General features: G+C 38.6%; 24 protein-coding genes. 5 read left to right on the top strand and 19 right to left on the bottom strand.

The window, feature by feature from the left end; translation table 11 throughout:
- Positions 1-197: 197 nt before the first annotated feature.
- The 7 genes from MMY79_RS08985 to MMY79_RS08960 all read right to left on the bottom strand — a co-directional run bounded on the left by MMY79_RS08985 (position 198) and on the right by MMY79_RS08960 (position 7,098).
- Positions 198-749, bottom strand: coding sequence for a hypothetical protein (locus MMY79_RS08985; protein ID WP_252613167.1), 552 nt, complete (start codon positions 747-749; stop codon positions 198-200).
- A 383-nt stretch (positions 750-1,132) separates the two neighbouring features.
- Positions 1,133-1,255 carry a hypothetical protein gene (locus tag MMY79_RS19415; protein ID WP_000737386.1) on the bottom strand — a complete coding sequence of 41 codons (123 nt, stop codon included), beginning with the start codon at positions 1,253-1,255 and terminating at the stop codon, positions 1,133-1,135.
- A 167-nt stretch (positions 1,256-1,422) separates the two neighbouring features.
- Positions 1,423-2,817 (bottom strand): methylenetetrahydrofolate reductase C-terminal domain-containing protein, encoded by a 1,395-nt coding sequence (locus MMY79_RS08980; RefSeq protein ID WP_252613164.1) that lies wholly within the window; start codon positions 2,815-2,817, stop codon positions 1,423-1,425.
- A gap of 72 nt (positions 2,818-2,889) precedes the next feature.
- Positions 2,890-3,657, bottom strand: coding sequence for an NUDIX domain-containing protein (locus tag MMY79_RS08975; RefSeq protein ID WP_252613162.1), 768 nt, complete (start codon positions 3,655-3,657; stop codon positions 2,890-2,892).
- A 60-nt stretch (positions 3,658-3,717) separates the two neighbouring features.
- The gene (locus tag MMY79_RS08970) at positions 3,718-5,211 is read right to left on the bottom strand and encodes a nicotinate phosphoribosyltransferase (RefSeq protein ID WP_252613159.1); all 1,494 of its coding nucleotides are present in this window, start codon (positions 5,209-5,211) and stop codon (positions 3,718-3,720) included.
- Between the two features lie 11 nt (positions 5,212-5,222).
- Entirely contained in the window at positions 5,223-6,107 is an 885-nt protein-coding gene (locus tag MMY79_RS08965) for a phosphoribosyltransferase family protein (RefSeq protein ID WP_252613156.1), read from the bottom strand.
- Between the two features lie 181 nt (positions 6,108-6,288).
- The gene (locus MMY79_RS08960) at positions 6,289-7,098 is read right to left on the bottom strand and encodes a sulfite exporter TauE/SafE family protein (RefSeq protein WP_252613154.1); all 810 of its coding nucleotides are present in this window, start codon (positions 7,096-7,098) and stop codon (positions 6,289-6,291) included.
- Positions 7,099-7,196: 98 nt separating this feature from the next.
- On the opposite strand from MMY79_RS08960, the gene MMY79_RS08955 reads away from it, so the two are divergent.
- Complete coding sequence (locus tag MMY79_RS08955; RefSeq protein ID WP_252613151.1) at positions 7,197-7,985, top strand: helix-turn-helix transcriptional regulator; 789 nt, start codon at positions 7,197-7,199, stop codon at positions 7,983-7,985.
- Here MMY79_RS08955 and MMY79_RS08950 read toward each other — a convergent pair.
- Genes MMY79_RS08950 through MMY79_RS08935 form a run of 4 tightly spaced genes read right to left on the bottom strand, consistent with a single transcriptional unit; the run spans position 7,980 to position 11,261 of the window.
- Positions 7,980-8,471 carry a GNAT family N-acetyltransferase gene (locus tag MMY79_RS08950; protein WP_252613148.1) on the bottom strand — a complete coding sequence of 164 codons (492 nt, stop codon included), beginning with the start codon at positions 8,469-8,471 and terminating at the stop codon, positions 7,980-7,982. The genes MMY79_RS08955 and MMY79_RS08950 overlap by 6 nt on opposite strands.
- Positions 8,468-9,232: an ABC transporter ATP-binding protein gene (locus tag MMY79_RS08945; protein ID WP_252613144.1), complete on the bottom strand. Its 765-nt coding sequence runs from the start codon at positions 9,230-9,232 to the stop codon at positions 8,468-8,470. Before MMY79_RS08945 ends, MMY79_RS08950 begins: the two co-directional genes overlap by 4 nt.
- A complete protein-coding gene (locus tag MMY79_RS08940; protein WP_252613141.1) occupies positions 9,229-10,239 on the bottom strand; it encodes an iron ABC transporter permease in 1,011 nt (336 codons plus the stop codon). The genes MMY79_RS08945 and MMY79_RS08940 overlap by 4 nt, the downstream gene beginning before the upstream one ends.
- A gap of 2 nt (positions 10,240-10,241) precedes the next feature.
- The gene (locus tag MMY79_RS08935) at positions 10,242-11,261 is read right to left on the bottom strand and encodes an ABC transporter substrate-binding protein (RefSeq protein WP_252613138.1); all 1,020 of its coding nucleotides are present in this window, start codon (positions 11,259-11,261) and stop codon (positions 10,242-10,244) included.
- Positions 11,262-11,912: 651 nt separating this feature from the next.
- On the opposite strand from MMY79_RS08935, the gene MMY79_RS08930 reads away from it, so the two are divergent.
- The 3 genes from MMY79_RS08930 to MMY79_RS08920 all read left to right on the top strand — a co-directional run bounded on the left by MMY79_RS08930 (position 11,913) and on the right by MMY79_RS08920 (position 17,163).
- Entirely contained in the window at positions 11,913-13,460 is a 1,548-nt protein-coding gene (locus MMY79_RS08930) for a tyrosinase family protein (RefSeq protein ID WP_252613136.1), read from the top strand.
- A gap of 42 nt (positions 13,461-13,502) precedes the next feature.
- A complete protein-coding gene (locus MMY79_RS08925) occupies positions 13,503-15,467 on the top strand; it encodes a multicopper oxidase family protein (RefSeq protein WP_252613133.1) in 1,965 nt (654 codons plus the stop codon).
- A gap of 352 nt (positions 15,468-15,819) precedes the next feature.
- Positions 15,820-17,163, top strand: coding sequence for a PepSY-associated TM helix domain-containing protein (locus MMY79_RS08920; RefSeq protein ID WP_252613132.1), 1,344 nt, complete (start codon positions 15,820-15,822; stop codon positions 17,161-17,163).
- A gap of 46 nt (positions 17,164-17,209) precedes the next feature.
- Here MMY79_RS08920 and MMY79_RS08915 read toward each other — a convergent pair whose 3' ends face one another.
- The 5 genes from MMY79_RS08915 to MMY79_RS08895 form a co-directional block, all read right to left on the bottom strand.
- A complete protein-coding gene (locus MMY79_RS08915) occupies positions 17,210-19,306 on the bottom strand; it encodes a TonB-dependent receptor (protein ID WP_252613130.1) in 2,097 nt (698 codons plus the stop codon).
- A 52-nt stretch (positions 19,307-19,358) separates the two neighbouring features.
- Positions 19,359-19,775: a DUF2946 domain-containing protein gene (locus MMY79_RS08910; protein WP_252613127.1), complete on the bottom strand. Its 417-nt coding sequence runs from the start codon at positions 19,773-19,775 to the stop codon at positions 19,359-19,361.
- Positions 19,776-19,903: 128 nt separating this feature from the next.
- Positions 19,904-20,458, bottom strand: coding sequence for a TetR/AcrR family transcriptional regulator (locus MMY79_RS08905; protein ID WP_252613486.1), 555 nt, complete (start codon positions 20,456-20,458; stop codon positions 19,904-19,906).
- 673 nt (positions 20,459-21,131) lie between these two features.
- Complete coding sequence (locus MMY79_RS08900) at positions 21,132-22,184, bottom strand: NAD(P)-dependent alcohol dehydrogenase (protein ID WP_252613124.1); 1,053 nt, start codon at positions 22,182-22,184, stop codon at positions 21,132-21,134.
- Between the two features lie 100 nt (positions 22,185-22,284).
- Complete coding sequence (locus MMY79_RS08895) at positions 22,285-22,785, bottom strand: cupin domain-containing protein (protein WP_252613120.1); 501 nt, start codon at positions 22,783-22,785, stop codon at positions 22,285-22,287.
- Between the two features lie 209 nt (positions 22,786-22,994).
- Here MMY79_RS08895 and MMY79_RS08890 point away from each other — a divergent pair, with 209 nt between their 5' ends.
- On the top strand, positions 22,995-23,882 hold the full coding sequence (locus tag MMY79_RS08890; RefSeq protein ID WP_252613117.1) for an AraC family transcriptional regulator: 888 nt from the start codon (positions 22,995-22,997) through the stop codon (positions 23,880-23,882).
- Positions 23,883-23,926: 44 nt separating this feature from the next.
- Here MMY79_RS08890 and MMY79_RS08885 read toward each other — a convergent pair whose 3' ends face one another.
- The 3 genes from MMY79_RS08885 to MMY79_RS08875 all read right to left on the bottom strand — a co-directional run bounded on the left by MMY79_RS08885 (position 23,927) and on the right by MMY79_RS08875 (position 26,770).
- Positions 23,927-24,136 (bottom strand): cold-shock protein, encoded by a 210-nt coding sequence (locus MMY79_RS08885; protein WP_252613113.1) that lies wholly within the window; start codon positions 24,134-24,136, stop codon positions 23,927-23,929.
- 376 nt (positions 24,137-24,512) lie between these two features.
- Positions 24,513-25,394 carry an NAD(P)-dependent oxidoreductase gene (locus MMY79_RS08880; RefSeq protein WP_252613110.1) on the bottom strand — a complete coding sequence of 294 codons (882 nt, stop codon included), beginning with the start codon at positions 25,392-25,394 and terminating at the stop codon, positions 24,513-24,515.
- A complete protein-coding gene (locus MMY79_RS08875) occupies positions 25,394-26,770 on the bottom strand; it encodes an MFS transporter (protein WP_252613108.1) in 1,377 nt (458 codons plus the stop codon). Before MMY79_RS08875 ends, MMY79_RS08880 begins: the two co-directional genes overlap by 1 nt.
- Between the last annotated feature and the right edge of the window lie 19 nt (positions 26,771-26,789).

Raw genomic sequence — 26,789 nt, 5'->3', positions numbered from 1 at the left:
ATAAAGTGTTTTATTTTGCTATTTTTATAGCAAACCCAATATATCAAATAAATCATTTATTAAAAATCTTTAATTTTTCTTAATAATAATTAAATAGCATATTAATAATTTAAGGTTCAGTTATTCAACTTAGCAAATAAAGTATAAGGCCCCGCTAATAATCGAAATTTAGCGGGACTTCCCAAAGGTTACTCTATTTATCGGGGAAGGTATCTTTTAGAACCCGTGCTATTAAGGCAATAATGTCCACCTCTAGGCCCAACACAATATGTACCAGAAGTACAATAACAAGAATTATTAGTAGTTTGACTATAGGTTCTTGAAGTATGAGTAGTAGAGGTACTTCTAGTTTTAGTATTGCTATACCTTTTAGACTCACGTTGTTGAATTGAGTAAATAGATTCCCTGTTATTAAAACTACTTTTAGCGTTTCTATAAACAATTGGAGGAGTATAACAACTAGAAAAACTACATAAATACTTAGTATCAATCCACTGTTGTCTATTAGAATTTGGATTTATTAATGCCCATTCGTCTTGATATCTGAACACATAAACTTCGCTCCCCCCTTTCAACTTAAAGATTTCATTACCATTAGGTATATCTTTAACTGAAGCAGAATCTACACTAATCCAATTCTTAACTGGATTAAACCGTTCAACTTTTTGCTGTGAATAGTCGATGTTTGGTAATGCCACACATCCCGTTAAACCTAAAGCAGTAACTAACCCTATTAAATAATTTTTCATTTTATTAACTTCTAAGAAAGAATATTTTCCTAATGAAGTAAACAATAAGCTAGCTTATAAATACAATATATACTTTCAGCTAATTCATATAAATAAACAAGGAATTAAAAAAAACCTGTTTCTAAAAGCTGTCTCCCGCAATAAGCATTTGAACCCAACTTGCTTGGATACGGTTCCCGTTATTTGACCTGAGCTGGATCCCTAAGTTTTACAGCTATACATGCTGCGAGTTGATCGTAACTTTCCGCTTCGGCTGCACACTGGCTTGCGAACTCATAATGTTGTGAGAGTTTTTGAGCGAGGGTATGAATCTGTTTGTCATTCAAATAGCGTAGTGCGCTTTAAAAATACTAAAACCCACTCATTGAGTGGGTTTTTTATTACTAACCGTTTTGCCTGAGGTGGTCTTGGAACTCTTGGTCGTGTATTTTGTCGTAATTAACAGGGTCGTAAACGCATCCAGTTAAAACAACAATTACAGTAAGTACAGCAACCAACTTTTTCATTGAGACAACTTTCCTTTTAACGCAAAAGATTTGCTTTAAGTATACTCCTCGGTAGTCATCTTGATTGAACATAATTAAGCCAAACAATTGTTATTTTTAAATTATTGCCGTGCTTTAGCATACCATTTGATTGTTTAACAAAATCAAATCAAAGGCTAATGCCAAACTTAAGCCTCAGTCGCTAAATACCAATTTTTCCAAGAACTGGTTCCTCTGGTTTCAAGAGGCACTGTAGGAATTAATTTCTCTTTTAATAACTCAGTTTGTTCAAGGGCTTTAGCAAGTCTTGCTTTGACTGAATGAATGCATTCACGGTCACCAAATTCGCAGCGGTCTAAAGTTGTACCGCCACAAGGCCCGTTGGCTAAACCTTTTGGACACGTTTCAGGGCAAATATATAAAGTATCGCTTAGGCGACACTGACCACAGCTTTCACAACCGACTAGGCTGTGTTTACTCAGTACTTCCGTTTTAAGTAAGACTTTGGCGACCAAAGCATTTTCCCAAAAAGATGCCTTGAAAATAAACCGTCCAACGCCTTTAGCAATTTTTGATCCAAACATTGCTTCATGCATAACATGCAATTGGCGATATTTAATTATTTGTTTAGAAGTCGGCTGACGTGAAAAACGAGCAATTTCAGGTGAAAACTCTTTGCCTGACGTGACTTGCCAAAGTGAATTCCAAAGCTCTTTTAAGGCTTCAAGCTCCAAATGTCTGTATTGCTCAATGTAGCTTTCAAGCAGCATTTGCTCTTCTGGCTTATGGCAGGCAGATAAGTGAATTCCTGCAAACCCTAAATGTTTACATATTAAAATCTGTAAAGCGCAGCGTAAATAAACGCGGTCTGTATGCCCTGTCTGTTTTTCTTCTGCCAAGACTTTTAACATGTGTGGGGTAATTACAATACCCGCGACTTTATGCTTCACCATAAAATTGGCACGACTTAAAGTCAGTGGCATGACACAAGCCAGTATTTGCTGCGCATAACTATGTTTTGTTAAAAATGATTTAGCTTGTTTTAAGGCTTCAATGTCATAGCCCAATTGGGTAATGATAAAGTCAGCACCTGCTTTAATCTTCTTATGCAGTTTTAAGTACTGCGCATCACGCTCAGCTTCAACATATTTAAATGGGTTAAAAGCAACCCCAATGCGAAACCCACCGTGTTGCTTGGCAGCCATTACGGCGTTTACCGACTCTAAGTATCGACTACGAGGCTGTCCATCTCGACCATTATGATGTTCTTTGAGTTTATCGCCTGTAAGCAATAACAGATTTTGAATGTTGGCTGCTTGGGCTTTTTCTAAAAAGTGCTCGAAGTCTTGTATGTCTCGCGCCTTACCAGAAAAGTGTAAGACTTTATTGATTGAGTCAGGGTAACTTTTACTGGCTTCAAGCGGTGCAATATCATGATCTGAATGTACGCGATCTGCCAATGTCATTGCAGCAGGATATCCTGCAAACGCATGTTTCACAGGATAAATTTCATGCAGTGAAGTGAGATATTCCACCAATACAAAAAACTGGTTTTGCTGGAAGCAGGAAGAAACGTGTGACATAGGCAAAATGCTGATCAAAACATGACATCAATCATAAGCGCGGCATTATAAATCAAAGTACATCAAGATGCGCTAGTCAGAAAGCTCAATGTTTTGCTTATCTTCACCCTTTTGATTTCTTGGTAACTCGAGTGAGCGAGGAAATATAAAATCAAAAGAATCGAGTGCATAGCGGTAGAGCTGAGCTGGTCGTTTCCCTACAATTTTACTGTGGTTGGTTTCTTCAACTGCACCTGCTTCTATCATACGGCGTCTAAACGCTTTTTTTTCTAAGGATTGCCCAAGAATAATTTCATAAATGGTTTGTAGCTCGGTCAGCGTAAATAATTCAGGCATAAGGCTGGCTGGCAATGCGGTATAGCGGGTTTTATTCGTGAGACGCTCTAATGCCAAAGTCAGTAATTCATTGTGATCAAACGCCAATGCGAACTCTTGTGCTTTTGTCACTGGCACCCATTCGCTGTATTCAGCCAATGCTTGATGTTGATAGGCATTAAAATCAATTAAAGCAAAATACAAAATGGTCACGGCCCAACCACGCGGGTCACGTTTTGCATTACCCACAGAGGCAACTTGTTCCAAATAAGGCGAAGCGATTCCTGTTTTTTCGACCAGCTTACGATATGCCGTGGCCATCAAGTCTTGATCATGCTTTAAATCGGCAAAACCACCCGGTAAAGCCCATTGGTCTTTGGCTGGAAAGTTTGGTCGCTTAATGAGTAGTACCTGCAACTGACCATTAAAAACCGAGAAAATAGCCATATCGACCGTGAGTAAAGGTGCGTCATAATCTCGGCGATCATAACTGGCAAGGAATTCTTGTTCAGTTTGAATAGTCACGTTCAGCCTCTCAATAAAAATGATGAACCGATACACATGCAACGGCTCATCTAAACTTAGTTATGCGATGGATAAACGCTCACGTATTTGGTCCAAAGTACACTCATATTGAAGTTTACCATTTTCAAAGACTGTTTTTAGCGCTCCACTTTGTTCTTGTTCGGCCGTTTGCTCATCGAACAAGGTAAAGCCATTTTCACTTTCTTCGATGCGTAATAGACCTTTCGCAGATTTTTTTACACCTGAGTCTGTAATCGGGTCTTTAAACAACTCGCGGCCTACACCATTCACTTGGCCCCAAGTTGCTTTCACAGCAAACCCAAAGGTATCTCGAGTTAAATAGTTATAGGTAAAGCTGCCTATACCAAACACCAAGTTATTTGATGCAAAACCTTTGGCTTCTAGCCCTTCTAGAATGCGCTGTGCACGGTCTAGTGTAATCGAGTCACCGTAAATTAAACCGACACGCTCATTAAGTACTTTATAGCCTTGCTCAGTTGTTGTACCGCCAAACACTTCCCATAAACATTCAACTGCGCCTTTATACGCTGGGCTGCCAACTTTGGCATCTGGGTCACCACAAATAATTTTAACAGGGTCACCAGAGTCAGGACGGAAAACCAATTTAGCCAAGCCTAAAGCATTAGGTTGTCTTGCTAAAATTTCAGGTTTTAAAGCCACCGTAAACTCTGTAATCACTCGCCAAAAATCCCAAGTATCAGACACGACACTAACAACACCAGACGGGTAAAGCTCACAGATTAAACGCTTAAATGTTTCTAGCTCACTGTTTTCTGTGCCCATACACATCACACTGTGTTCGGTCGCTGGTACAGATACTCCAATGACACCTGTGGCATTGTAATATTCTTCTGCGTAATCAATTGAAGCAACCGAGTCAGTTCCAATAAAACTGGTTAAGTGACCGACACCAGATTGTGCCGCATCGTAAATTCCGCTCATGCCACGGCTACTAAAATCGTGTCCTTGCACAGGTACAAAATCAAGTGGTGCTCCAGTTTTTACGGCATATTGAGTTAATAAGCGTTTGTACTCATAGGCAATCGTTGCAGTAGTACAGCTTTTCCAAAGCTCAGCACTTAACACGGTTTCAATATAATTCGTTAACCAAAAGAAACGCGGGTCGGTATTAATTACAGTAAGCACGGGTACACGCATATTGACACGGCTGCCTTCTGGCAATGCTTTAATGCGTAATGGCAAATACCCCAAGTCGTGTAGCGCTTCAATATGATCAACCGATACAGCACCTTCACCTAGTGAACTATCCATACGGCGTTTATATGCAGCCACTACTTTGTCTTTCGGTTGTTTGAAAAAACCGTCATTCCATGTATCGATTAAAAAGTGTTTGATAAAACCCTGAAGACCAAAGAACACAACTTTATCGTCGAAATCAGGCAACATTTTAGCGAGTCGAGATGAACGCGGCGTAAAGTTTGCATACACGTACTCTGTACCTGCCGGATACTGACGTCTGTGATCAGCTTTATAAAAATCGATAGCGTTTAGTGGATTAAGTTTAATCGTCATCTTTGTTCTCTTTATTCTGCTGCAAAAGCAATTACTGAAATTTTGTCTGTTAGTTGTTGTGGAAAGCTGTCTGAGGTAAATAGCTGGTCAAGCAGCCCATCAAAAACCGCTATTCCTTTACTAAAAATACCGTGGGTCACATATAGAACGACCTTATGGCAATTGAGGCGACGCAGTTCTTTGGCAATACCAATAAAGGTTGCACCACCGTCACAAATGTCATCGGTAATGACCGCTGTTAGGCCTGATAAATCATTCGCATGTACATGTGTACCCAGAATTTTGCCAGTCACTGGGTCGCGTTTTTTATCACACTGAACAATAGTGATTGGTTGTTTGCGCTCGCCATTAAAAGCGTCTGCAACCATTTGTGTGCGTGCTTTTGCGCCTTTGTCTGGGCAAATCAGTACTGTTTTTTCATCTTTTAATAATGTGCTTAGCGCTTCACTCTTAGCGATGATGTCGACTGAACTCACATTTACAACTTCGCTAAAAGAAGTATTGGCAGCGAGCAAGGCTGTTGTTACTTCACTATGGCAGTCCCAAACAGTCACCTTGCCTTGTTTGCCCGCTTTTTTATCTGCATTGATGTTAAGTAACTTGGTCATTACATCGAGTGAGAACGCTTGGCCTACTGCACAGATACGATCCTGACGTGCATATGGAAAATATGGAATTTCTAGGTCAACAGTTAGCCCCTGATTCAGCAATATATTTTCAAGTAGTAAATAGTCCATCACATCGTGACTTGAGGCCATGTGTGCACGGACCAATACCTTGCCAGATAGTGAACCTAACGTTGTCTCATCAATTTGAACATGACGCTCTCCACCAGAAAACTGCGTGAATTTCACTGGAATTTCATTTCTTGCCGCATCTAAAAGCTGAATAGCCATATCATCCTCTTTTTGTCTGATGACCTTCGATGAATATATAGTGTCATAAAGCCACTATATATTTCAAGTCTAATTTTTAAACTTTTTTAAAGTCATTTAAGACATAAAAATTGGGGGTTTTAAAGCATTTAGAGATTCGATATTTAAGAGAAATTATTCTTCAACCTATTGAAATAAAAATTTAATTTATAAAAATCATGACAATTAACACCACCATCAAAAGTAATGGATACAACTTTGCCCGCCATAAATCCGGTAGTTTTGAAATAAATTTTTCTGAAAAATATAACCCAATCCATGTTCCAGCCACCAAGAATAAAGCAGCTTCAAACCAGATTAGGCCGATAAATCCATTGGGTGCCCATGTAGATTGCCAAATTGACAATACACAATAGGTCAGCGTTGCAGTTAAAGATAAAGGTAGCGTGAGAATATTTGCAATAGCCGCGGCCTCTGCCATAGAACTACCCCGCCGCCGTAATAAAGGAACTGTCATTACGCTTCCTCCAACCCCTAAAAGTGCTGCAACCCAGCCGATAACTCCGCCTTTAAAAAGTTCGCTGTTCTGACCATAGTTTTGCTTTTGCCTTGATGTCACCATAAACCCAGGTCGGTAATAACAATCAATAATGGTTATGAACACATAGCTCATAAATATCCAGCGAAGCCAATTTCCATTAAACAATGAGGCCATTACTGCACCGACAATTCCACCAAATGCGATACCAGACCATAAAAAGCGGATCTTCTGCCAATCTATATGTCCCGACCGATAGTGCCTGAAGGTTGCAAAACTTGCCGAGCAGAGCATGACAAAGGCGGATGTGGCAACTGCAATTTGCATAGCATGTATGCCATCACTACTTTCATTGCTCCACCTTTGAATAATGACGGTATAAAGCAAAGGTACAGCAACAAAACCGCCACCAAAGCCAAATAACCAAGTGGTGATTCCTGAAAGTAGTCCAAATAAAAATAGCTCATATAGCATGATCATCTTCCTCATAGTTATAGAGGCATGATATAAAATAGCCCTATGGCAAACTAACGTAGAAAAGCCATATTTTTATTTTTTTCAGCCAAAAATATATGCGTAATATTCCAATTAACGAGGTAGACCATCTACCTCAAGCGGTTCTAGCATTAGGATCAGACTATCCTGCTGATACTTTGTTAGATACGCATAGCCATCGCCGTGCTCAGTTCTTATACGCACCCGAAGGCTTGATGAAAGTTGAAACTGAAGATGGACAATGGCTCGTGTTGCCCTACAGCGGCGTATGGATACCCGCTGGCAAGCCACATCAGGTATGGCTATCTAAGGTCAGTACCTATAGTTTATATATAGAAGTGGACTATGCACCACGACAGACAGCATATTGCGAGGTTGTGCAAGTTTCACCGTTACTGCATCAGTTACTGATTCAGGCAAATCAGCTATCTGTGGACTACTCGCATTCAGGGCGTGGCGGTGCTCTTATCGATTTATTGTTATATGAATTAGAAGCTGCACCAGCCCTGCCTCTGTTTATTCCATTGCCTCACAACACATTATTATCTAAACAGTGTGCTGATTTTATGGAACACCCCGATATTCATAGCAGTCCTAAAGCTTGGGCACATGACCACAATAAAAGTGACCGAACATTTCATCGTTGGTTTAAGTCTGAAACGGGCATGTCATTTCAAGAATGGCGTAATCGGGTCTGCATCATCTATGCTTTAAATGCGTTAAAAGAAAATACCTCAATTACTGAAATTGCTTTTAGTTTAGGCTATGAACACTCGGCAGCTTTTAGCACAATGTTCAGTAAAATTATGGGCTATCCGCCTACGCATTTTCAAAAAAGATTTCATGCTCAAAATGAAACGCTATAAATATTTACTCATGTGAATGGTGTCATACTTATCAATCCATTCTCGTTTAATAACGTCAAAACCTTGGAGCCGCCAAAACTCTTCAGCGGCAGGTAAAAATGGATGGGTATGCAAATACAAAGTGGTAATTTCATTCTTTTGTGCATGGCTAAACAACATTTTACATAGCATGGTTGCGATGCCACTACGACGGTATTCAGGTAATACAAATAATTTGACGACCTCAACCGTATTAGACGGTAAGTTTAAATCAAAACGATGGTCATACGCCCGATATGCAATCGTACCAATAATACGATTATGGTCTTTTACCGTAATGAAGCAACCCAATGGATCATTGACATAATATTGCTCAAAATTTTGTAAATCTTTGGAGACTTGCCCATGATAGATTTCTGGGAATAAAAGCTGTCTTGTATAAAGTGCAAACTCTACCGCAGACTCATAGTCTGTTTTACCCACTAGCTGATAATTCAACATATTCATAGCCAAGAATGATCAGGTATCACAATCGTTTTGTCTTGAATCATGGCTTCATGGAACTCAACATCGTAGACACTTTTTAAAAACTTAGGATCGGTGATTCGAGTTTTTGACTCAGGCTTAACCACCTCATGTTGGCGCATAAAAAACAGCTGGTCTGCAAATAAAAAGGCCAAGTTAGGATCATGCATAATCGCAATCACCGTAAAATTTTGCCGCGACAACTGACGCAATTTTTTCATTAAATAAGACTGATAATAAACATCGAGATGGTTGGTTGGCTCATCAAGCAAAATGACTTTCGGTGCTTGCACTAAAATACGCGCAATCATAACCAATTGCCTTTCACCACCTGATAACTCGGTATAAGGACGATCGCGCAAATGCTCAATGTCTAAATCAAGCAAAGCTTGGTCTACACGTTCCCAGTCCGATTTTGAAGGTCTATATCGGCTAAAAGCGGCACGCCCCGTAATCACCACATCTTTAACCAAAAATGGAAATACAGTTTTATGAAACTGCGGTAAAAAGCCGAGTAATCCAGCCCGATCTTTGCCTTTAAAGTCCGATAGTGGTTTTCCTGAGTAACGAATCAACCCGTCTTTTACGGGTTCTAGGCCTGCCATCAATTTAAAAAGTGTCGATTTCCCACAGCCATTGCGCCCTAAAATGACGGAAAACTGATTTTCAGGAAACTCCAAATGAATATTTTTAAGAACCTGTTTGTACCCATAGGCATAATTTAACTGATCAATTTGAATCATGCCCAATGAGTCCTCTGTGTTTTCATTAATAATAAGAAAAATGGTGCACCAAGTAGCATGGTAAAAATACCAATCGGTATTTCAAATGTCAGTAAAACCCGAGAAAAGTTATCAATCATCAGTAGAAAACTGCCACCCAAAATCATATTGGCAGGAATACTATAGCGGTGATCTGGCCCAACCAACATTCTCACAATATGCGGCATAAACAGCCCATATAAACTAATAATGCCAGCCGCTGCCACAGAAGTTGACGTACATACAGTCACCAACGCAATTAAAAGAAGCTGTTCCCACCTTGGGTTAACACCAACCGCCTGCGCTTCTTCGGCACCGAGGGCCATTAAGTTTAGGCGCCAACGCATTGCAAATAGCCCAGCAAGGCCAATACAAATCGGCAGCACGGCGTATTGAACTTTTTGCCAAGAAGCCTGATGTAAGTTACCCATCGTCCATTGCACAATCGCTTGCAGTTTAAATGGATCACTTAAGTATTGAATGACTGTAAGTCCTGCCAAAAACAGTCCTGAAACAATCATGCCTGATAAAATTACCATGACTAAAGATGTCTGGCTTTCATGTTTTTGATGTGCAAATAAATATGTTAAGGCAACAGCACAAACACCAAAAATAAAGGCTGATAGGTTTGGTGAAAGCCAACTTAAAGAAAGTGCTAAAGCTGCACCAAACGCCGCACCAGATGAAATACCAAGTACATAAGAATCAACCAATGGATTACGAAACAATGCCTGTAAACCATTTCCCGCGGTTGCTAATGCAGCTCCCACCATAAAGGTCAGTAAAATTCTAGGCAGCCTGACATTGACCAGAATATTTTGCATCAGTCTAAATTGTTCCGCATCAAAATATGGTGTACCAAACACCGCTTGCACCCCCCACCGCAAATAATCCCATGCACTCAATGTCTGCGTTGGCCCTATGAGCAGCGAGATAAAAATCATGACGAACGGTAACGGGTAAAACCAATAATATTTCAGCTTTTGCATATTCATTGCACCAACGCTTTGGCAAGCTGCTCACCATACAACTGAGTTAAAATACGCTGTTGTAAAGCACTTACTGGCAAATCAGACTGTTCAGGATAAATACTGTGATTCAAATAAATCGCCGTAATAATGATTTTGATGGTATGTGGGTTATATATAAATGCAGGGCTCAAATTAAATACCTTACGGTTTTGTACTGCACTTAAGCCTTGTAATTCTTTTCGTTCATAAATCAGTTTTGGGTTGGTATTCCAAAGCACAATATTGTCAGGGTTCCACTCAATTAATGTCTCGGGGTTTACATTGGGTTGATTGGCATTGGTCTGAACAATGTTGTAAGCACCAGCGAGTTCAATAAAGTCATTGGTAATTGACTGACGTCCAGAGGTAGAAAAAATTCGCCCTCCTGACCACGCGTAGTAAATCGATTGTTTATTTGGCTGACGTGCAGTTTTGGCTGCGACCTCCGCCACAATTTCATCCGAAAAACTTAAAATTTCTTGAGCACGCTTTTGGGCACCGCTCAGAACAGCAATTTCAGATAACTCTTCTTTTACTTGCTGGTAAGTACCTGACTCCATGACATATACAGCAATGCCAAACTGCCGTAACAGTTCAATCGTTTGAGTCTGCCCGCTCCCTACAATCACCAGATCAGGTTTTAACAATACAAGACTTTCAATATTGGTTGCATTTGCCCCTTGTGAAGGTGTTGCAAGCTGTTTATTGGCGATACGCTTATCTATTTTTGAATAGGCATTGAATAATAAAGGTTGGATGTATACTTCGGCTGGTATACCAATCACTTTGTGACCTTGCCCTAGCATATATAAGCCATCTAAACCCGACTCAAATAAAGAAACAATTCTTTGTGCTGGTTTATCTACACAGACTTTTGTATTTGTACTATCAAAAACACATATAGAGTGGGCTGTTAACTTTTCTTTAGTTTTTCTACTTTGTTCAGATGAAGAGCATCCACATAGAATGAGTAAACTGACTATTAAAACCAATAGCTTCATTACAGCATCCAACGCACAAATACAGTGCATAATAAAAAGACGTGCTTATTTGGTGCATTTTTCATGTGAAAAACACACCATAAGTGATCAAAAGTGTTTGAATCATAAGTAATGAAGCTATCAAATCAAGTATTGGGCTGAACATAACAACGATTAAGCAATAAAAATGCCAGAATTACAAAATAAACTTAATAATCATGCAATTGCAATCTGTATTTTAAAAGTCAGAAGATAGATCATTATTTCGAAATCTTAGAATTTACACATTACCCATCCAAATAAAAAATCACTTTTCAATATTTATAATTAATCATAAATTTTTAAATTTAATATTTTATACAATAGTGAGACTTTAGACATAAAAATTCTAAAAAACAAAATATATTACACAAAAATATAATTAACTTTATTTTAAAATATTTTTAATTATTAATAATAAATATATTAAAAACAAGATACCAAATAATTAAGTTTTTCTAAAAAATTACAAGATTTAAAATTAAATTTTTTCATTATTAATATTAAATATAAACCTTTAATAAAAACTATTTTATATGCTAGATTAGGTTAATAATTACCCAAACAAAGGTAAATTCATACATTACAAATAATCAAATATAAGAACATTAAACATGACAAGGATTTAAAATTATGAAGAGAAATTATTATATTTTAGGCACTCTCTTATTTAGCATGAGTTTAGCAACTCATGCTGACTCACTACGAATGAGTGCTACGGAGTTCGCAAAAGATCCAGCCAAAGTAAGCGCATTACAAAAGGGTTTGGAAAAAATGCGGGCAAATAATAATGCTCCCCCTTTATCACCGGAGTTTCGTACAAGCTTTAATTACTGGGCCAATACGCATGGCTATTTTGGTACAGGCACACATGCAACAGACAAAGATTATTATGTTAATCAATACCGTATGCCACAGTGTTTACAGATATATAGTAAAGCAATATGTGACAGTTACTATAAGCATATCCAAAATTCACCAGTCCCAAACGATGGCTTTACCGATGAGGTTTGGGGTACATGCCAACATGGCAATCTAAATTTCTTACCTTGGCACCGTATGATGCTTTATTTTTATGAGCGAACAGTACGTAAGTATGTTGGGCAGGATTACTCTCTTCCTTATTGGGACTATTACCAAGAAAAAGCGGCTAATGGTAAAGGCTTAGCATTACCTAAACTGGTCCGTGGTAAAGAAGCAGGTACTTTATATGATCAGTTCCGTACCCCAGGTTTAAATACAAATATCAGCGCCATAGATCCAGATAATGCCAGCGCTGCTCAAGCCTTTAAATGGGATAACTTCACAGACTTCTCTAACCAATTACAGTCTCAACCCCATGGTGTCATGCACTGTGCAGTCGGTAAAAACTGTGTGCTACCAGATATGGGATTTGTACCTATTGCAGGCTTAGACCCCGTATTTTATATGCACCATGCAAATATCGACCGCTTGTGGCAATGTTGGTTAAATAAAAAAGCGAATGGGCAACCGATTACGCTTGAATGGGCCAAGAAAAATTTAGGTATGCCAGATAGTTGGTATGACACCCGATATACATTTGCAGATGAAAACGGCAACAAAGTTACCATGACCATTGCCGATGTATTCACCCCCGGTAAAATCCCAGTGCGATATACCAATGAAAATGCTTGTAAAGTTGAAGCTACAGTCATGGGTAGTAAAGGTGCTGAAAAAGCAAACCTATTTAAAATGAATCATAAACCAGTCAGCAGCAATAAAACCATTAAGCTTATGGGTGTAACTCAAAAAGTAGCTTTAGCCCCTCAAACTGCAAGTTTCTTAGAGAGCTCTAGTCAACTTTCTCAAACAAAGCTGTCATCAGGACAAACCTATTTGATCTTAGATAATGTTCAAATGATTGGTAATCCAAATCTAACCTATAAAATTTATCTATCTCCAAAAAATAAACCTGACCAAAAAATTTATGTTGCCACAATTAACTACTTCGGTGTGTTAGATCATGACCACGGCGGACACCCAGGTCATATTGGTCAATTGGTCTACCAAGTCAGTGATCAAGTTAAGCAATTAGGCATGGCTGCTGAAGACTTAGAAGTTCAGTTTGTTGCTACTGATTTAACGCTTGATCAAGTGAAAGAAAAAGTAAGCTCTCAAGGCTTGAGTATTTCTCAGGTTCGCTTAGAAACTTCAAAATAATAATTAAAGGAGAGGCCTGATTTTTTCAGGCCTATATTCATTATGAAAATAGCTCATTTAATATTATGCACACCTCTAACTTTAGTGAGTTGGTGTGTATCAGCAAATGATTCTTCTGAACGTATATTAGAAGACCCTCCCGATATGACTGTGGCTCGTAATCATGTCGCATTACTTGCAGCACCGAACCCAACAGTGCCATCAACAAATGCGCCGCAAATGCAATCTTCAAATGAAGCATTATTTACATGGGAAGTTAAAAAAACGAGGAACAAACTATGGAACCCTGCAACAAATCGTTATGATGAAGTTGTGTTACGTAGTTATCAAGGTACAAATACGCAGCCCAATACGCCTTATATTGCTCCGACGATTGAAGTATTTCCCGGAGAAACCGTACGGGCAAATTTAGATAACCAACTTGATATAGATCCGATTACTCACAAAAAATTTCCTAAAGACCCAAGTTGTACTGGCGATCATTTTGATGTGAATAAACCTCATTGTTTTGATGGCACCAACATGCACACTCACGGTTTATGGATAAATCCAGCAGGAAATAGTGATAACGTTTTAGTTTCAATTAATCCGGGTGTTAATTTCCAATATGAATACAACATCCCGCCCGATCATCCAGCCGGAACGTTTTGGTACCATCCACATCGACATGGTTCAACCGCAATTCAAGTTGCAAGTGGTATGGCAGGTGCTTTAATCATTCGTGGATATCGTCAGCCCACCCCAAATAAGACAGGTGATTTAGATTTACTTACTTATGGTTTTAAAGAAAGAACGCTAGTTTTTCAACAAATCCAATATGCTTGCTATGATGCTAACGGAAAAATTGAAACTGATAAAAATGGCAACTATATTTGCCAAAACAATCAAATGGGTGAAATTAGGGATTATCAGGGTTTTGGTCCGGGTGATTGGGGGAAATCAGGACGATATACAAGCATTAATGGTGAAGTACAACCTTTCATTACCCAAGCGGTTGCAGGACAAGTTGAGCGTTGGCGAATGGTACATGCAGGTGTCCGCGACAGTATCAACTTAAGCGTTCGTCAAATGCAAAATATTCCGTCCAAACTCGATTTAACCCCAACGGGTGAAAAGAAATTATTAAGTGAGAGTTGTACAGGACCTATTGTGAACCAACAACTGATTGCAGCCGATGGCCTGACCTTTAAACAGGTCATGGATAAAACAGTCACCGTCTTTCAACCGGGTTACCGTTTCGATGCATTAATGCAATTCCCGCAAGAAGGTCGTTATTGTTTAATTGATGAAGCAGCGTCGGCTTCAGCTAACGTGGACCGTACATATTCACAGAAACGCTTACTCGGTATCATTCAAGTCAATAAAGCTACTTCAGCACCTCAGTCTTTAACAACAGCTTTAAGTAATAACGCAACACGCAATATTGCTCCAGATATGCGTCCCGCTGTGCTTCAAGATTTACAACAAAATCTGAAACTCAGTCACTTTGTTCCTCATCAGGACCTACCAGCGACTCCGTACAAACAATTTTTAGAATTTAATATTGATACTAAGGCTAATCCAATTCAGTTTCAGGTGAATGGAAAACCATACAAACCAGACCGAATTGACCGTACGCTCGAGTTAGGTAAAACCGATGAATGGATACTTACTTCTAAATTAGCCAGCCACCCTTTTCATATTCATGTAAACCCATTTCAAGTGGTGGCAGTGTATGACCCTAATGGTAAAGATGTCAGTGATATAAACGCCGTGGATGACTATGACAAAACGGCTGCCCCTGACCCACAATACCGCGGTCTAAAAGGGACATGGAAAGATACAATCTGGGTTAAAAACGTAGACGGAGCCAGTTATAAAGTCATTGTTAGAACCAAGTATCAACGCTACATCGGTGACTTTGTATTGCACTGCCATATTTTAGATCATGAAGATCAAGGCATGATGCAAAATATTCGAATTAGTCTTCCAGATGGAAATGGTGGGGTTTCTCAAGGCCATCATTAATTTGGAACTGTAATACAACTTTATTCTAATAAAACCGTTTATTCTAAATAAGCGGTTTTAAAATATTAATTCTGATATTTACATATCATCCATTCTTGTAGAGAAACACACTATATAAATCAAGATTATTTTAAATAATAAGTTATGCAATTATTAAATATGCTATATAAATAAGATCTTAAAGAGCACATAAAATATATAATTTACCAAGTAATAAAAACTGTCTAATTAATGGACCCAACAGTATGCTTTAACATTATTTAAATAATTTAATAATGTTTACAGCTCAAGCAACATCAAGATAAATAAGTCGTTATAATCCAGCCCAACACCTGATAGACATTATCTTCTGATGCTGACCCATTCATCCTTCTGGCGTAGTCTTTTCCGTTTAATTCATATTTATGCTGGTATTTTTATTGCGCCCTTGTTATTGATTGCTGCAATCACTGGCTTGCTCTATGCCATTACACCACAAGTTGAACAGGCGATTTATAAAGATGTTCTATATGTTGAACCACTGAATCAAACGCCACATAAGCTCAGTCAACAAATTGAAGTTGCAAAACAAGTGATGCCCAAGTCTGCTCAGGTCATTGAAGTTAGACCAGCCCCAAGCGCTGACCAGACAACACGCGTAATTTTCTCTGACCCTATACACCATTTTAACAGCGAAGCAGTTTTTATTGATCCTTTTACACTTCAGGCCAAAGGTCATCTCGCTGTCTATGGTACCAGTGGGCTTTTACCCTTTCGAACGATGCTCGATCAATTACATAGTAATTTATTACTAGGAAAATGGGGTCGTTTTTATAGTGAACTGGCAGCAAGTTGGTTAGCCATTTTGACCTTAACTGGATTATATAATTGGTGGAAACGTCGTCAAAATCTTAAAATTAGACAAACAGAAAAAAAGAAATTATTGAGGTGGCATAGCACGTTAGGTTTAACCCTATTTCCTCTCTTATTGATCATTGCTATTACGGGTCTTACATGGTCTGAGTGGGCTGGAGATAATATACGGGTTGCTCGTCAATGGCTCAGCTGGCAAACCCCAACATTGGCAACTTCTCTTCAAGAAGATAATTTACCTACAGTGATGCACCATGAACATCACGACATGCCGCACAGTGAAAACATTAACTTAAATATTGTTCCAAGTGAATATGATACCGCTCTTGAAATTGCCAGAATACATGGCATTGACGCGGCACAAATACAAATCAAACCACCCACCAGTGGCAATCAAGCTTGGGAAGTCGCCGAAATTCAGCGTAAATGGCCAACTCAAGCAGACAGTATCGCAATTGATATGGAACACCACAAAGTCATCGATCAACTTGCATTTAAAGACTACTCGCTAGTGGCAAAGCTCACTCGTTGGGGAGTAGATGCCCATATTGGTATTTTATTTGGCTGGATTAATCAATTAGTTCTCGCACTTTATGCGCTTGCACTTTGTATGATGATTATTTATGCATATAAAGCTGCGTTTAAAAACTCGAACTTAAAACTCATGACGAGTCACTTTGTTGGGCAAAGCTTATTAATTTGGAACCATGCAACTGGCTCACAAAAAATATGGTTAATATTGGTGGGTCTCGTGTTAGGGCTAAGCTTACCTGTTTTTGGTTTTAGTATTTTATTTACGCTATTTATCTTTGCTATGCGTAAATACATACCTTCTAAGCCATAAACCTTAAAAAGGAGCTAGGCTCAAAATTTGCCTAACTCCTTTTTCATCAGAAGTTCCAAGTCAAAGATAAAGTTGCCTTCAGCGGCTCTCCGGGTTGTACCCATTCATCCGTATAACTCGAAACGTAATAGTCCTTATCGAACACGTTATCAATATTTAATTGTGCTCGTAAATCAGGATGAACTTGTATATAGCCCCCAACATTCACCACTGTAAATTCCGGTAAACTGGTTCCATTGTCTATGTAATTAGCACTACGCTTGCCAAAATAGTTAATTGTGCCGACCAAGCCAGCCGCTCTTCCTAATAATTCAAACTGGTAATCCGCATTTAAATTTGCCGTGTGCTTCGGAATATTTTTAAGACGAGCACCTTTTGTATCAACTTCACTTTCAATCACCGATGCTTTTGTAAAAGTATAATTTGCTCCCACACGAAGATGATCATTGAATTGATGTTTTAATTCGACCTCTAGCCCATGACTCTGTACACGTCCACTATCGACATAAGCATCTGTTATACCTTCGGTCAGTAGATGTTGTTTATCTAAATCAAAATAGGTAAGTCCAAACCAACTTTGCGGTAGATATTCGTATTTTGCTCCAATTTCCCAACTTTGAGTTTTCTCTGGGTCATAAAGTTGATTTTCTTTATTGAGTCCTGTATTCAACTCAAAAGATTTGCCCCAATTGCTATACAAAGCAAGCTTTGTCGTTGGTTGATAATTCACTCCAATGCGTGGACTAAACGGGGTAAATTTCTGTTGAGCCGTTAGACCTGTCTTGTAATCATTAATTTGTTGGTCCAGACGATTAAAACGCCCACCTATTAATACATTCCATTGATTATTCAAGAAAATCTGGTCTTGTAAGTTCACTCCCAGCATATTTTGAGTTTCTTTCGTATTTTTTGTTGTTCTAGCCAGCGCTAAAATATTTTGACCATATACGGGATGATAAATATTAATCGGGCTTGATGTGCCCACTGCATTACGAAGCTGAATTTGATCGATTGTATAGTGTCCAGCTTCAACATTTGCAACGAGTTCGTGCTTTAGCAATCCTGTATTAAATTTGCCCCGAAGAATCGATTGGAACTGAATTGTCTCTGTTTCAAATTGACGGTAGCGCCTAAAACGGTTTGCTGTTTGCCCATCATCAGCAATGCTCGAAATTTCAGTGGAGGTTCCTGCTCGCTCCCCATGACCATAGCTTAAAGCTGTAGTGTTATTCCAGTTTTCATTAAATTGGTGATTCAATCGTAATTGATACATCTGGTCTTTGACTTTAATGTCACCATCCGATGGCTCACCTAAAAAGGTCTTTTTATTGACAACAAACTGCCCATTAACCATCGGAATACCACGGTCAAATACACCCTGATGTTCTGAAAATTCAGTATCCAGATTGAGCTGTGTTTGATCCGAGATTTTCCATGCAAGCTGAGGAGCGATAAAGTAATGCTGACTATCGACATGGTCTCTAAAACTCTGGTTATTTTCATAAGCCAGCCCAAGTCTATAAGCCACCGCATCGTTTAATACGCCTGTGCTATCTAGAGAAGCCCGATATTCTTCTAATGTGCTACCACTTAAACTCACCTGATTTTTTTGCATCCACTCAGGTTGTTTAGTTGTAATGTTCATAATGCCACCAATAGCACCTTGCCCATACATAGCCGCCATTGGACCTTTTAAGAAATCAATTGCCTGAATGTTTGCTATATCCCTTGGGGTGTGAATGCCACTTAAAGCGCTCAAACCATTACGTAAATAGCTTGTACCCATATTGGGATCTGTACTAAAGCCACGAAACGAGTAATTATCCCAAAAACCTCCACCGTAGCTGTCCTGATAAACCACACCATTCACCAGTGACAATGCATCACTCACACGCTGAATATTATTATTTTGGATATCTTGAGCTGATACATGGGACTTGGTAAATGGAACACTCAATAAGCCATGTTCAAATTGAGTTAATGCTGTTGAAGAAATAGAGGTCTCTGTAGCATCTTCCGCTTTGATCGTGATTTTTTCTAACTCAGCAACCTGTTGATCAGTTTGGCTTTGTGCCATTGTTGGCATAGAAAATTGAGCAAACAAGATACTCCACGCCAGTGGATTAAGTAAAAATTTAGACATGACAAACTCTGTTTAGTAATGAAATAGGAACAGATACGGACCTAGTAACAAATTAAGCAAAACAAAGTTGTTGAGGTGGAGCCCGCCCTTGCGGTGAAAGAAATAGGCGCCGTAAATAAAATAATATATAGCTGATTGTTGCCAATATAATTAAGCGAACAATCACACCCACTTCAAATAAAGATAATTTAAAGCCATCAATTGTTGCGATGTGACTGTATAGATAACAAAAATGACAACCTGTGTTTGAATCGTGATGAGTGCTTTTATCTAGAAGCTTTTTATTAGAATCATTTTTAAAATGATGAGATGAATGTTGCTCAGAATTCATTTTTGAATGGTTCATCACTTCTACAATTTGTACACATACCGTTTGCTGATGCATTTCATTGGGTAATAGGCTTTGCCAGAACACAAGGTTCTGTAGCAATATTGCTAGCAAGCCAATTATGGTCCCAAACCGATACATGAAAAATCATTCTCATCAATGTTGAGTGAAAAATAACATAATTCTGCTTAGAGAATTAGCGTTTTTTTATTTGAACCCGCACTCAAGCAAGAAAAGAGCAATATCACTACAGCAATATAATCAAAGAATTACATAGTCTGCACCAAAAAATAGTTCAGCAATCTTTCTCTGTCATCCACACTATTTGAATCTAAAAGCTGGACTATTGCCCCATCAATCACAAACAAGAACATATGTGCATCTGGCTTTGTAGCATTTTCATTAGCTGTTAAAAGCAGTTTATAAATTTCATTGATCAACCAATTTCTATAATCAATGACAAGCTGATAAGCCTTTGGATGTGTTTTTGCAATTTCAAAAATAGCTTTAAATGGCAAATGGTAAAGCCCATCTAAATCTGCATGCAAAAAGTAAATTTTTCGAAGTTTTTCAACTAAGGTTAATTCTGTTTGAACATTAATAATCGACATGACCTCGTGTTTAAGGCCGTCTTTTTGAAAGCTTAGGCTCATTTCAATGAGGCGTTCTTTTGAGTGAAAGTAGTTATAAAAGATCGCTTTGGGAATTTTTGCCGCTTCAATAATTTGGTCTACACCGACATTGTGAAAGCCGTATTTGTTAAATAAATATCTTGCTGAATGAAGTACGCTTAAAGCACGAAATGGAAGATCTATATGTGGCATATTTTTACCGTTATAAAAAATTATTGTTGTATATAAATGAGATATAAAAACCGCTGCCTTTGGGAGAAAAAAAGGCATAGCAAAGCCGTAAAGACTGTGCGCAGCACATCTCAAGTTTTAATTGTCTAAGTTTTAAGTAATAACGAACTAAAGCCTGAAAAAGCCTTACGGCGATCAAGCTGCGTTAAATGTTTTTAAGCTGTGTCGTTATAGCTTTTGGCAATGACTGCCAAGAAATAATGAATATGCATAGCCAACTCCTTTTTATTGGGAGTTCTGCCAAAACATTAGAAATTATGGTGGCAGAACGGAAGTGGGTTGACAGACTGGTAGGACTCCAGCACACCCGAAGGTGTCCCACTCCCGTCCTACCGCTACGGGAGGGAACGAGGTGTGCACATGAGACTATCCCTCAGAAAGGAATAAGTCTGATGCGGTCCTATGTGGTCTGTCAAAACCACCTGGCAATGTAGGCCAGTCCGCAAATGGTAATCTTCAATATTTAAGGTGTCAATGTGAGATTGGCTAGAAAATATTTAAATAATTATTGTTTTTCATTTAATTACATAGTTAATGAAACTCTTAAATATCAGCTTAATAATACTGCCTTATTTAGAGAGTTTTTTGAGCTGTGCACCCTAATGACAGAATACACAGCCAAGTTCAAATAAAATTAATGATCAGATAAAGTTTTCATATCAATCACAAAACGATATTTCACATCACTCTTTAACATACGCTCAAAAGCTTCATTGATATTTTGCATATCAATCATCTCTACTTCAGAAACAATATTATGCTCACCACAAAAATCGAGTAACTCTTGTGTTTCTTTAATTCCACCAATCACCGACCCTGCAATTGATTTTCTTCCTAAAATCATAGGTACTGAATTTGCGCTAATTTCACCTAAATATCCGACCAGCACAATTGTTCCATTTAAAGCTAACGTTGGAATATAAGGCTTCAAGTCATGGTTATAAGGCACAGTATCAATAATTAAATCAAACTGATTTAACACTGATTTCATTTGAGCTTCATCTGTTGATAACACAACATGATGCGCACCAAGTTGTTTTGCATCCTGCTCTTTGTTTGCTGAGCGGGTAAATAATGTCACTTCAGCACCTAGCGCATTGGCAAGTTTAATCGCCATGTGTCCTAAACCACCTAAACCGACAACCGCAACTTTACTGCCCTTTCCAATATTCCAGTGACGCAGCGGTGACCAAGTGGTAATGCCAGCACACAGTAATGGTGGTACAGCTTGAGCATCCAGATTTTCTGGTACTTTTAATACAAAATCTTGGCTACACGTAATGCTTTTAGAATATCCGCCATAGGTTGGTCGTTGATCATGACGATCAACACTGCCATAAGTCTGGATGTTACCTTCTTCACAATATTGCTCTAGTCCTGAATGACAAGCTGAACAAGTACGGCATGAATCGACCATACAGCCAATGCCCACTAAATCACCAACCTTATATTTTGTGACTTTGGCACCGATTGAGGTTACACGACCTACAATTTCATGGCCCGGAACTATCGGATAAGCACTAAATCCCCAATCGTTTTTAGCTTGATGTAGATCTGAATGGCAAACACCACAATATTCAATTTGAATAACAACATCATCTTCACGTGGGGTTCTACGTTCAAACTTAAACGGAACTAAAGGAGTTTCTGATGACAGCGCGGCATAACCTAAAACTTCAATTGTCATATTTTTTCTCTCATGTTTAATGGGTAGAATGGGGGTTCATTTCTGAATTTTTATTCAGAATTACGCCTACAGTTGCGGTAAAAAAATTGGTGTTTCAAGCTTATTTAGGCTTACTAGCCTCTTTATATTGTTCATCTGACACAGGTTCTAACCAGTCTACATTTTTGCCATTTTCATCAGTTGCAGTTAAAGCAAGATGAGTCATAGCAGAATGGCTGCTTGCCCCATGCCAATGTTTGATACCTGGCGGGCAATAGATCACATCTCCTATGGAAATCTTTTCCGCAGGTTTACCCCATTCCTGCACAAGCCCTTCTCCTTCTGTCACAATCAGATATTGGCCTTTAGGGTGGGTGTGCCAAAATGAACGGGCACTCGTATTAAAGCTTACATATGCACTTGCAGCATTTATCCCTTCAGTTACATCAGTTAAAGGTTTAATTGCTACTGTTCCTGTAAAAATCTTATCAGTGCCTTCAATCACTTGCTGCTGGTTGGCTTTTTTGATGGTTTGGGATGCGATGACTCGTTGTTTATCCATTGCGGGTACTCCCATTGAGATAAATAAAGTGGTCACGAAAGTGACTGTTTTAACATTCATCTTTTTTCCTAGATTGGTACCAACGCCCTCCGTTTAAATAGAAGACTAAGGATGAAGCATTGTTAAAACAGTATAAAAATGAAAGTGGCAGACTGTTGTTCTATTCCTCTCACAGATTTGCCTAATCCTCCGAATTGCTGCACTTCTCTCTATTTTTCTTATTTGAAATGCCTACAATAAAAACACAGCTGGTAATCGGTGAAATCTGAATGGCGAATAGTTCTCTAAACCATAATCAAGAATTAGCTCAACTTGTCGATCAATGGACACGTGAGAAAGGTACATTCGAAACATCTATTATGGGGCTGACTTTATATCGTGCAGAAACATTGACCCAACCAAATAGCAGTATGATGGATGCGAGTCTATGTATGATTGCTCAAGGGAAGAAACAGGTAACTCTTAGCGAAGAAACCTATACCTATGACTCTAACCATTTTCTTTTTACGGCAATTGACCTGCCTGTAATAGCTCAAGTTCTTGAAGCTTCAGTTGAACGGCCTTATCTTTCAATAGTGCTACGATTAGATCCCTATGTACTTGCCCAAATCATGCTTGAAGCCCATATTCCTTTTAAAGACGTAAATACTGAAAAAAAAGGAATGGCTGTTGGAGTAGTCAATTCAGAACTGAATGATGCTTTTATACGGTTAATAAAACTACTAGATACGCCACAAGACATTCCCATCTTATCTCCTCTTATTATTAAGGAAATTTTTTATCGTTTGTTGATGAGTCCACAAGGTGATCGACTTAAACGGATTGTAGCGGCGGGAACTACAGGTCATCGAATTGTGAAAGCGATTGAATGGCTGAAAACAAATTTTGCAAAATCCTTTAGCGTTGAAGAGCTGGCAAGCACAATGGGTATGAGTGCTTCTAGTTTTCATCAACATTTTAGGGATATAACGTCGATGAGTCCCTTACAATACCAAAAGAGAATGAGGCTAACCGAAGCACGGCGTTTATTGATGACCGAAGAATGTGATATTTCAACTACTAGTATTCAGGTCGGTTACGAAAGTTTGTCTCAATTTTCCAGAGAATATAAACGCTTTTTTGGAGCACCACCGTCGGTGGATATAAAAACTATATAAATAAAAAAGCCCTGAATATTCAGGGCTTTTTTATTTATCACTTATTACTGTGGAATAATATTCACAGCACTTGGACCTTTTTGTCCTTGAGTGATATTAAACGTTACTTTCTGACCTTCATGTAAAGTTTTGAAGCCAGAAGACGCGATTTCTTTAAAATGAGCAAATACATCTGGACCAGATTCTTGTTGAATAAAACCGAAACCTTTAGTTTCGTTAAACCACTTTACTGTACCAGTATTTGTATTAGACATAATATATCCTTGAATATTAATCAGTTGAGTCATTTTAGAAATGACAAATATAACTTGAAAAAATGATGACGAATTGAGCTTAATATCTGAAAAAACGAAGGATTATGACTAAAACTACGATACTTAAAGAAGATTTACTACAAGTCTTTTTTCTAGCTAAGTTAAGCATACATGAAACAAGCATTTATTCAAGATTTTCGTATGTAATATTTATTTCTTTATAATTAAGAGACATATATCACCTACTTAGTAAAGATAAACACCTAAAAAGTAATGTTGAATGTATAGAGTAATTATTAATAGTTATAAGTAAAGCGACTTGAGCTTTGCTATGAAAATCACGGCAAAGCTCAAGTCGCTTTAAAAAGTATAGAATTTATAAACCTTGTAAATGATTCATTCGCTCAAGCTCACGGATTAAACCAGAGTGATCTAACTCCCCGTCTCCAGCAGCAAGCATATTTTCAAATAATTGACCGACTTGTTGAGCAATAGGTAAATTCAATTCAAGTGATTTAGCATAACTAACGGCTGTATGAATATCTTTATGCTGGTTTCGAGCAGTGCCTCCTGGTTTAAAATCTCGATTTAGCATGCGTTCACCATGCTGCTGTAAAATTGGGGAATCTGCAAAGCCCCCAGTCAGTGCTTGTTTTAGCTTATTAGGGTCAGCTCCCGCTTTACTGGCAAGCAATAAACCTTCACTCACGGTTGCAATGGTCGTTGCAACTATCATTTGGTTTACAAGTTTTGCGAGCATTCCACAGCCAGCACCACCAACTAAAATTGGGCGTCCCATTGCACTTAAAATAGTTTCAGCCTGTGAAAATGTTTTGGTGTCGCCGCCCACCATAATCGCTAAACTCGCATTTTGGGCGCCTTTTTCTCCACCTGAAACTGGGGCATCTAAATATTGAAAGCCTCGTTCTCTGCATTTTTCGCTTTGTGCTTGTGCAACTTCAACCGGTATCGAACTCATAACAATAACCGTGCTCTCAGGTTTTAGCTGAGAGATTGCGCCATGCTGTTTAAATAGGATTTCATCACAGGTTTTCCCATCGCTAAGCATACAAATCAGAAATTCTACATCTTTTCCAACTTGTTCAAGTTCAGAGCAGACATAGGCACCAGCTTCTTTTAAACTATCAGCTTTAGATAATGTTCTATTCCAGACTTTTAGCTGATGACCTGCCTTGAGTAAATTCATAGCCATCGGCATTCCCATAATACCTGTACCCACAAATCCGATGGTCGCCATTATTTCATCTCCGCAGCAGTTCGAACTTTAAGTTGCTGCTGTTCTACTTTTAAGCTATTTGATTTTAATCTTGCTAATAGAAGAAGTCCTAAGCCACCCATCGCTACAAATCCCGCAATGGCAAGGAACGCTACTGTATAGGTGCCCGTTGTTGTATATAAATATCCAGTTAAATATGGGCCAGTAAAACCACTTAAATTACCCACCGAGTTAATTAATCCAATTCCGGCTGCTGCACCAACACCCGTGAGAGTTTGCCCAGGAATAGTCCAAAAAATATTAATTGCGCTAAACACACCAATGGCAAGAAAGATAAAGCCTACAATAATGGCCCACGGTTGATTTACAATTAGTGCAATCGCAATTGCTAATGCAGCCATGAGTGCAGCACAAGCACCGTGTTTGTAACGCTCTTGTCTACGGTCAGAACGGCGGCTCCATAAAACCATTCCGACTGCTGCAAATGCATATGGAATTGCGGTGAGTAAACCATTTTGAATAAGACTGATTTGCATACCAAATGTGTTACGGAATGACTCTAAAACACTTGGTAAGAAGAAGAACATTGCATTTGAACCAGAAGTAATTCCAAAGTAAACAATTGCCATAATCCACACTAAAGGATTTTTAAACACTTGTTTGATCATTTCTCCTTTTGTTAACGCGGCTTCTGTTGATTGCTCTTTTTCTCTTTCTTCGCGCTCTAGTGTAGACATTAACCATTGGCGCTGCTCAGCCGTTAACCACTGTGCTTCTTTTGGGTTATTGGTTAAATATTTTAGACAGATTAATCCCAAAATAATGGATGGAATACCTTCTAGGATATACATCAAACGCCAACCTTCATAACCAATGGTATTGCCCCATTGCATGAGACCGACTGAAATTGGCGCCCCAATAATTTGAGCAATTGGTAATCCAAGATAGAACGTAGCAAAAACACGAGCGCGATATTTTGCAGGAAACCACAAGGTTAGATAAAAAATAACACCTGGAAAGAAACCTGCTTCCGCAATACCGAGTAAAAACCGTAAAACAATAAACTGCGTACCGCTATGAATAAAACCCATGAGTCCAGCAATAATTCCCCAAGTAATCATGATTCGGGCAATCCAGATTCGCGCTCCAAAACGATGAAGCAAAATATTACTAGGTACTTCAGCAATAAAATAACCTAGAAAAAAAACACCCGCACCTAGACCAAAAATGGTTTGAGTAATTCCAAGTGCATCATTCATGTGTAGCGCAGCAAAACCAATATTGGTCCTGTCTAGAAATGCCATAATGAATAGAATAATAAGAAACGGGATAATTCGATTCGAAATACGTTTGATTGTCTGCTCTTCGAGAGCAGTTACATTTTTGATATCTTCCATAATAACTCTCACATCAATT

Origin of the sequence: Acinetobacter sp. XS-4 (assembly GCF_023920705.1) — a bacterium.
Taxonomy (GTDB): domain Bacteria; phylum Pseudomonadota; class Gammaproteobacteria; order Pseudomonadales; family Moraxellaceae; genus Acinetobacter.
This window is presented reverse-complemented; position numbering and strand designations above follow the sequence as displayed.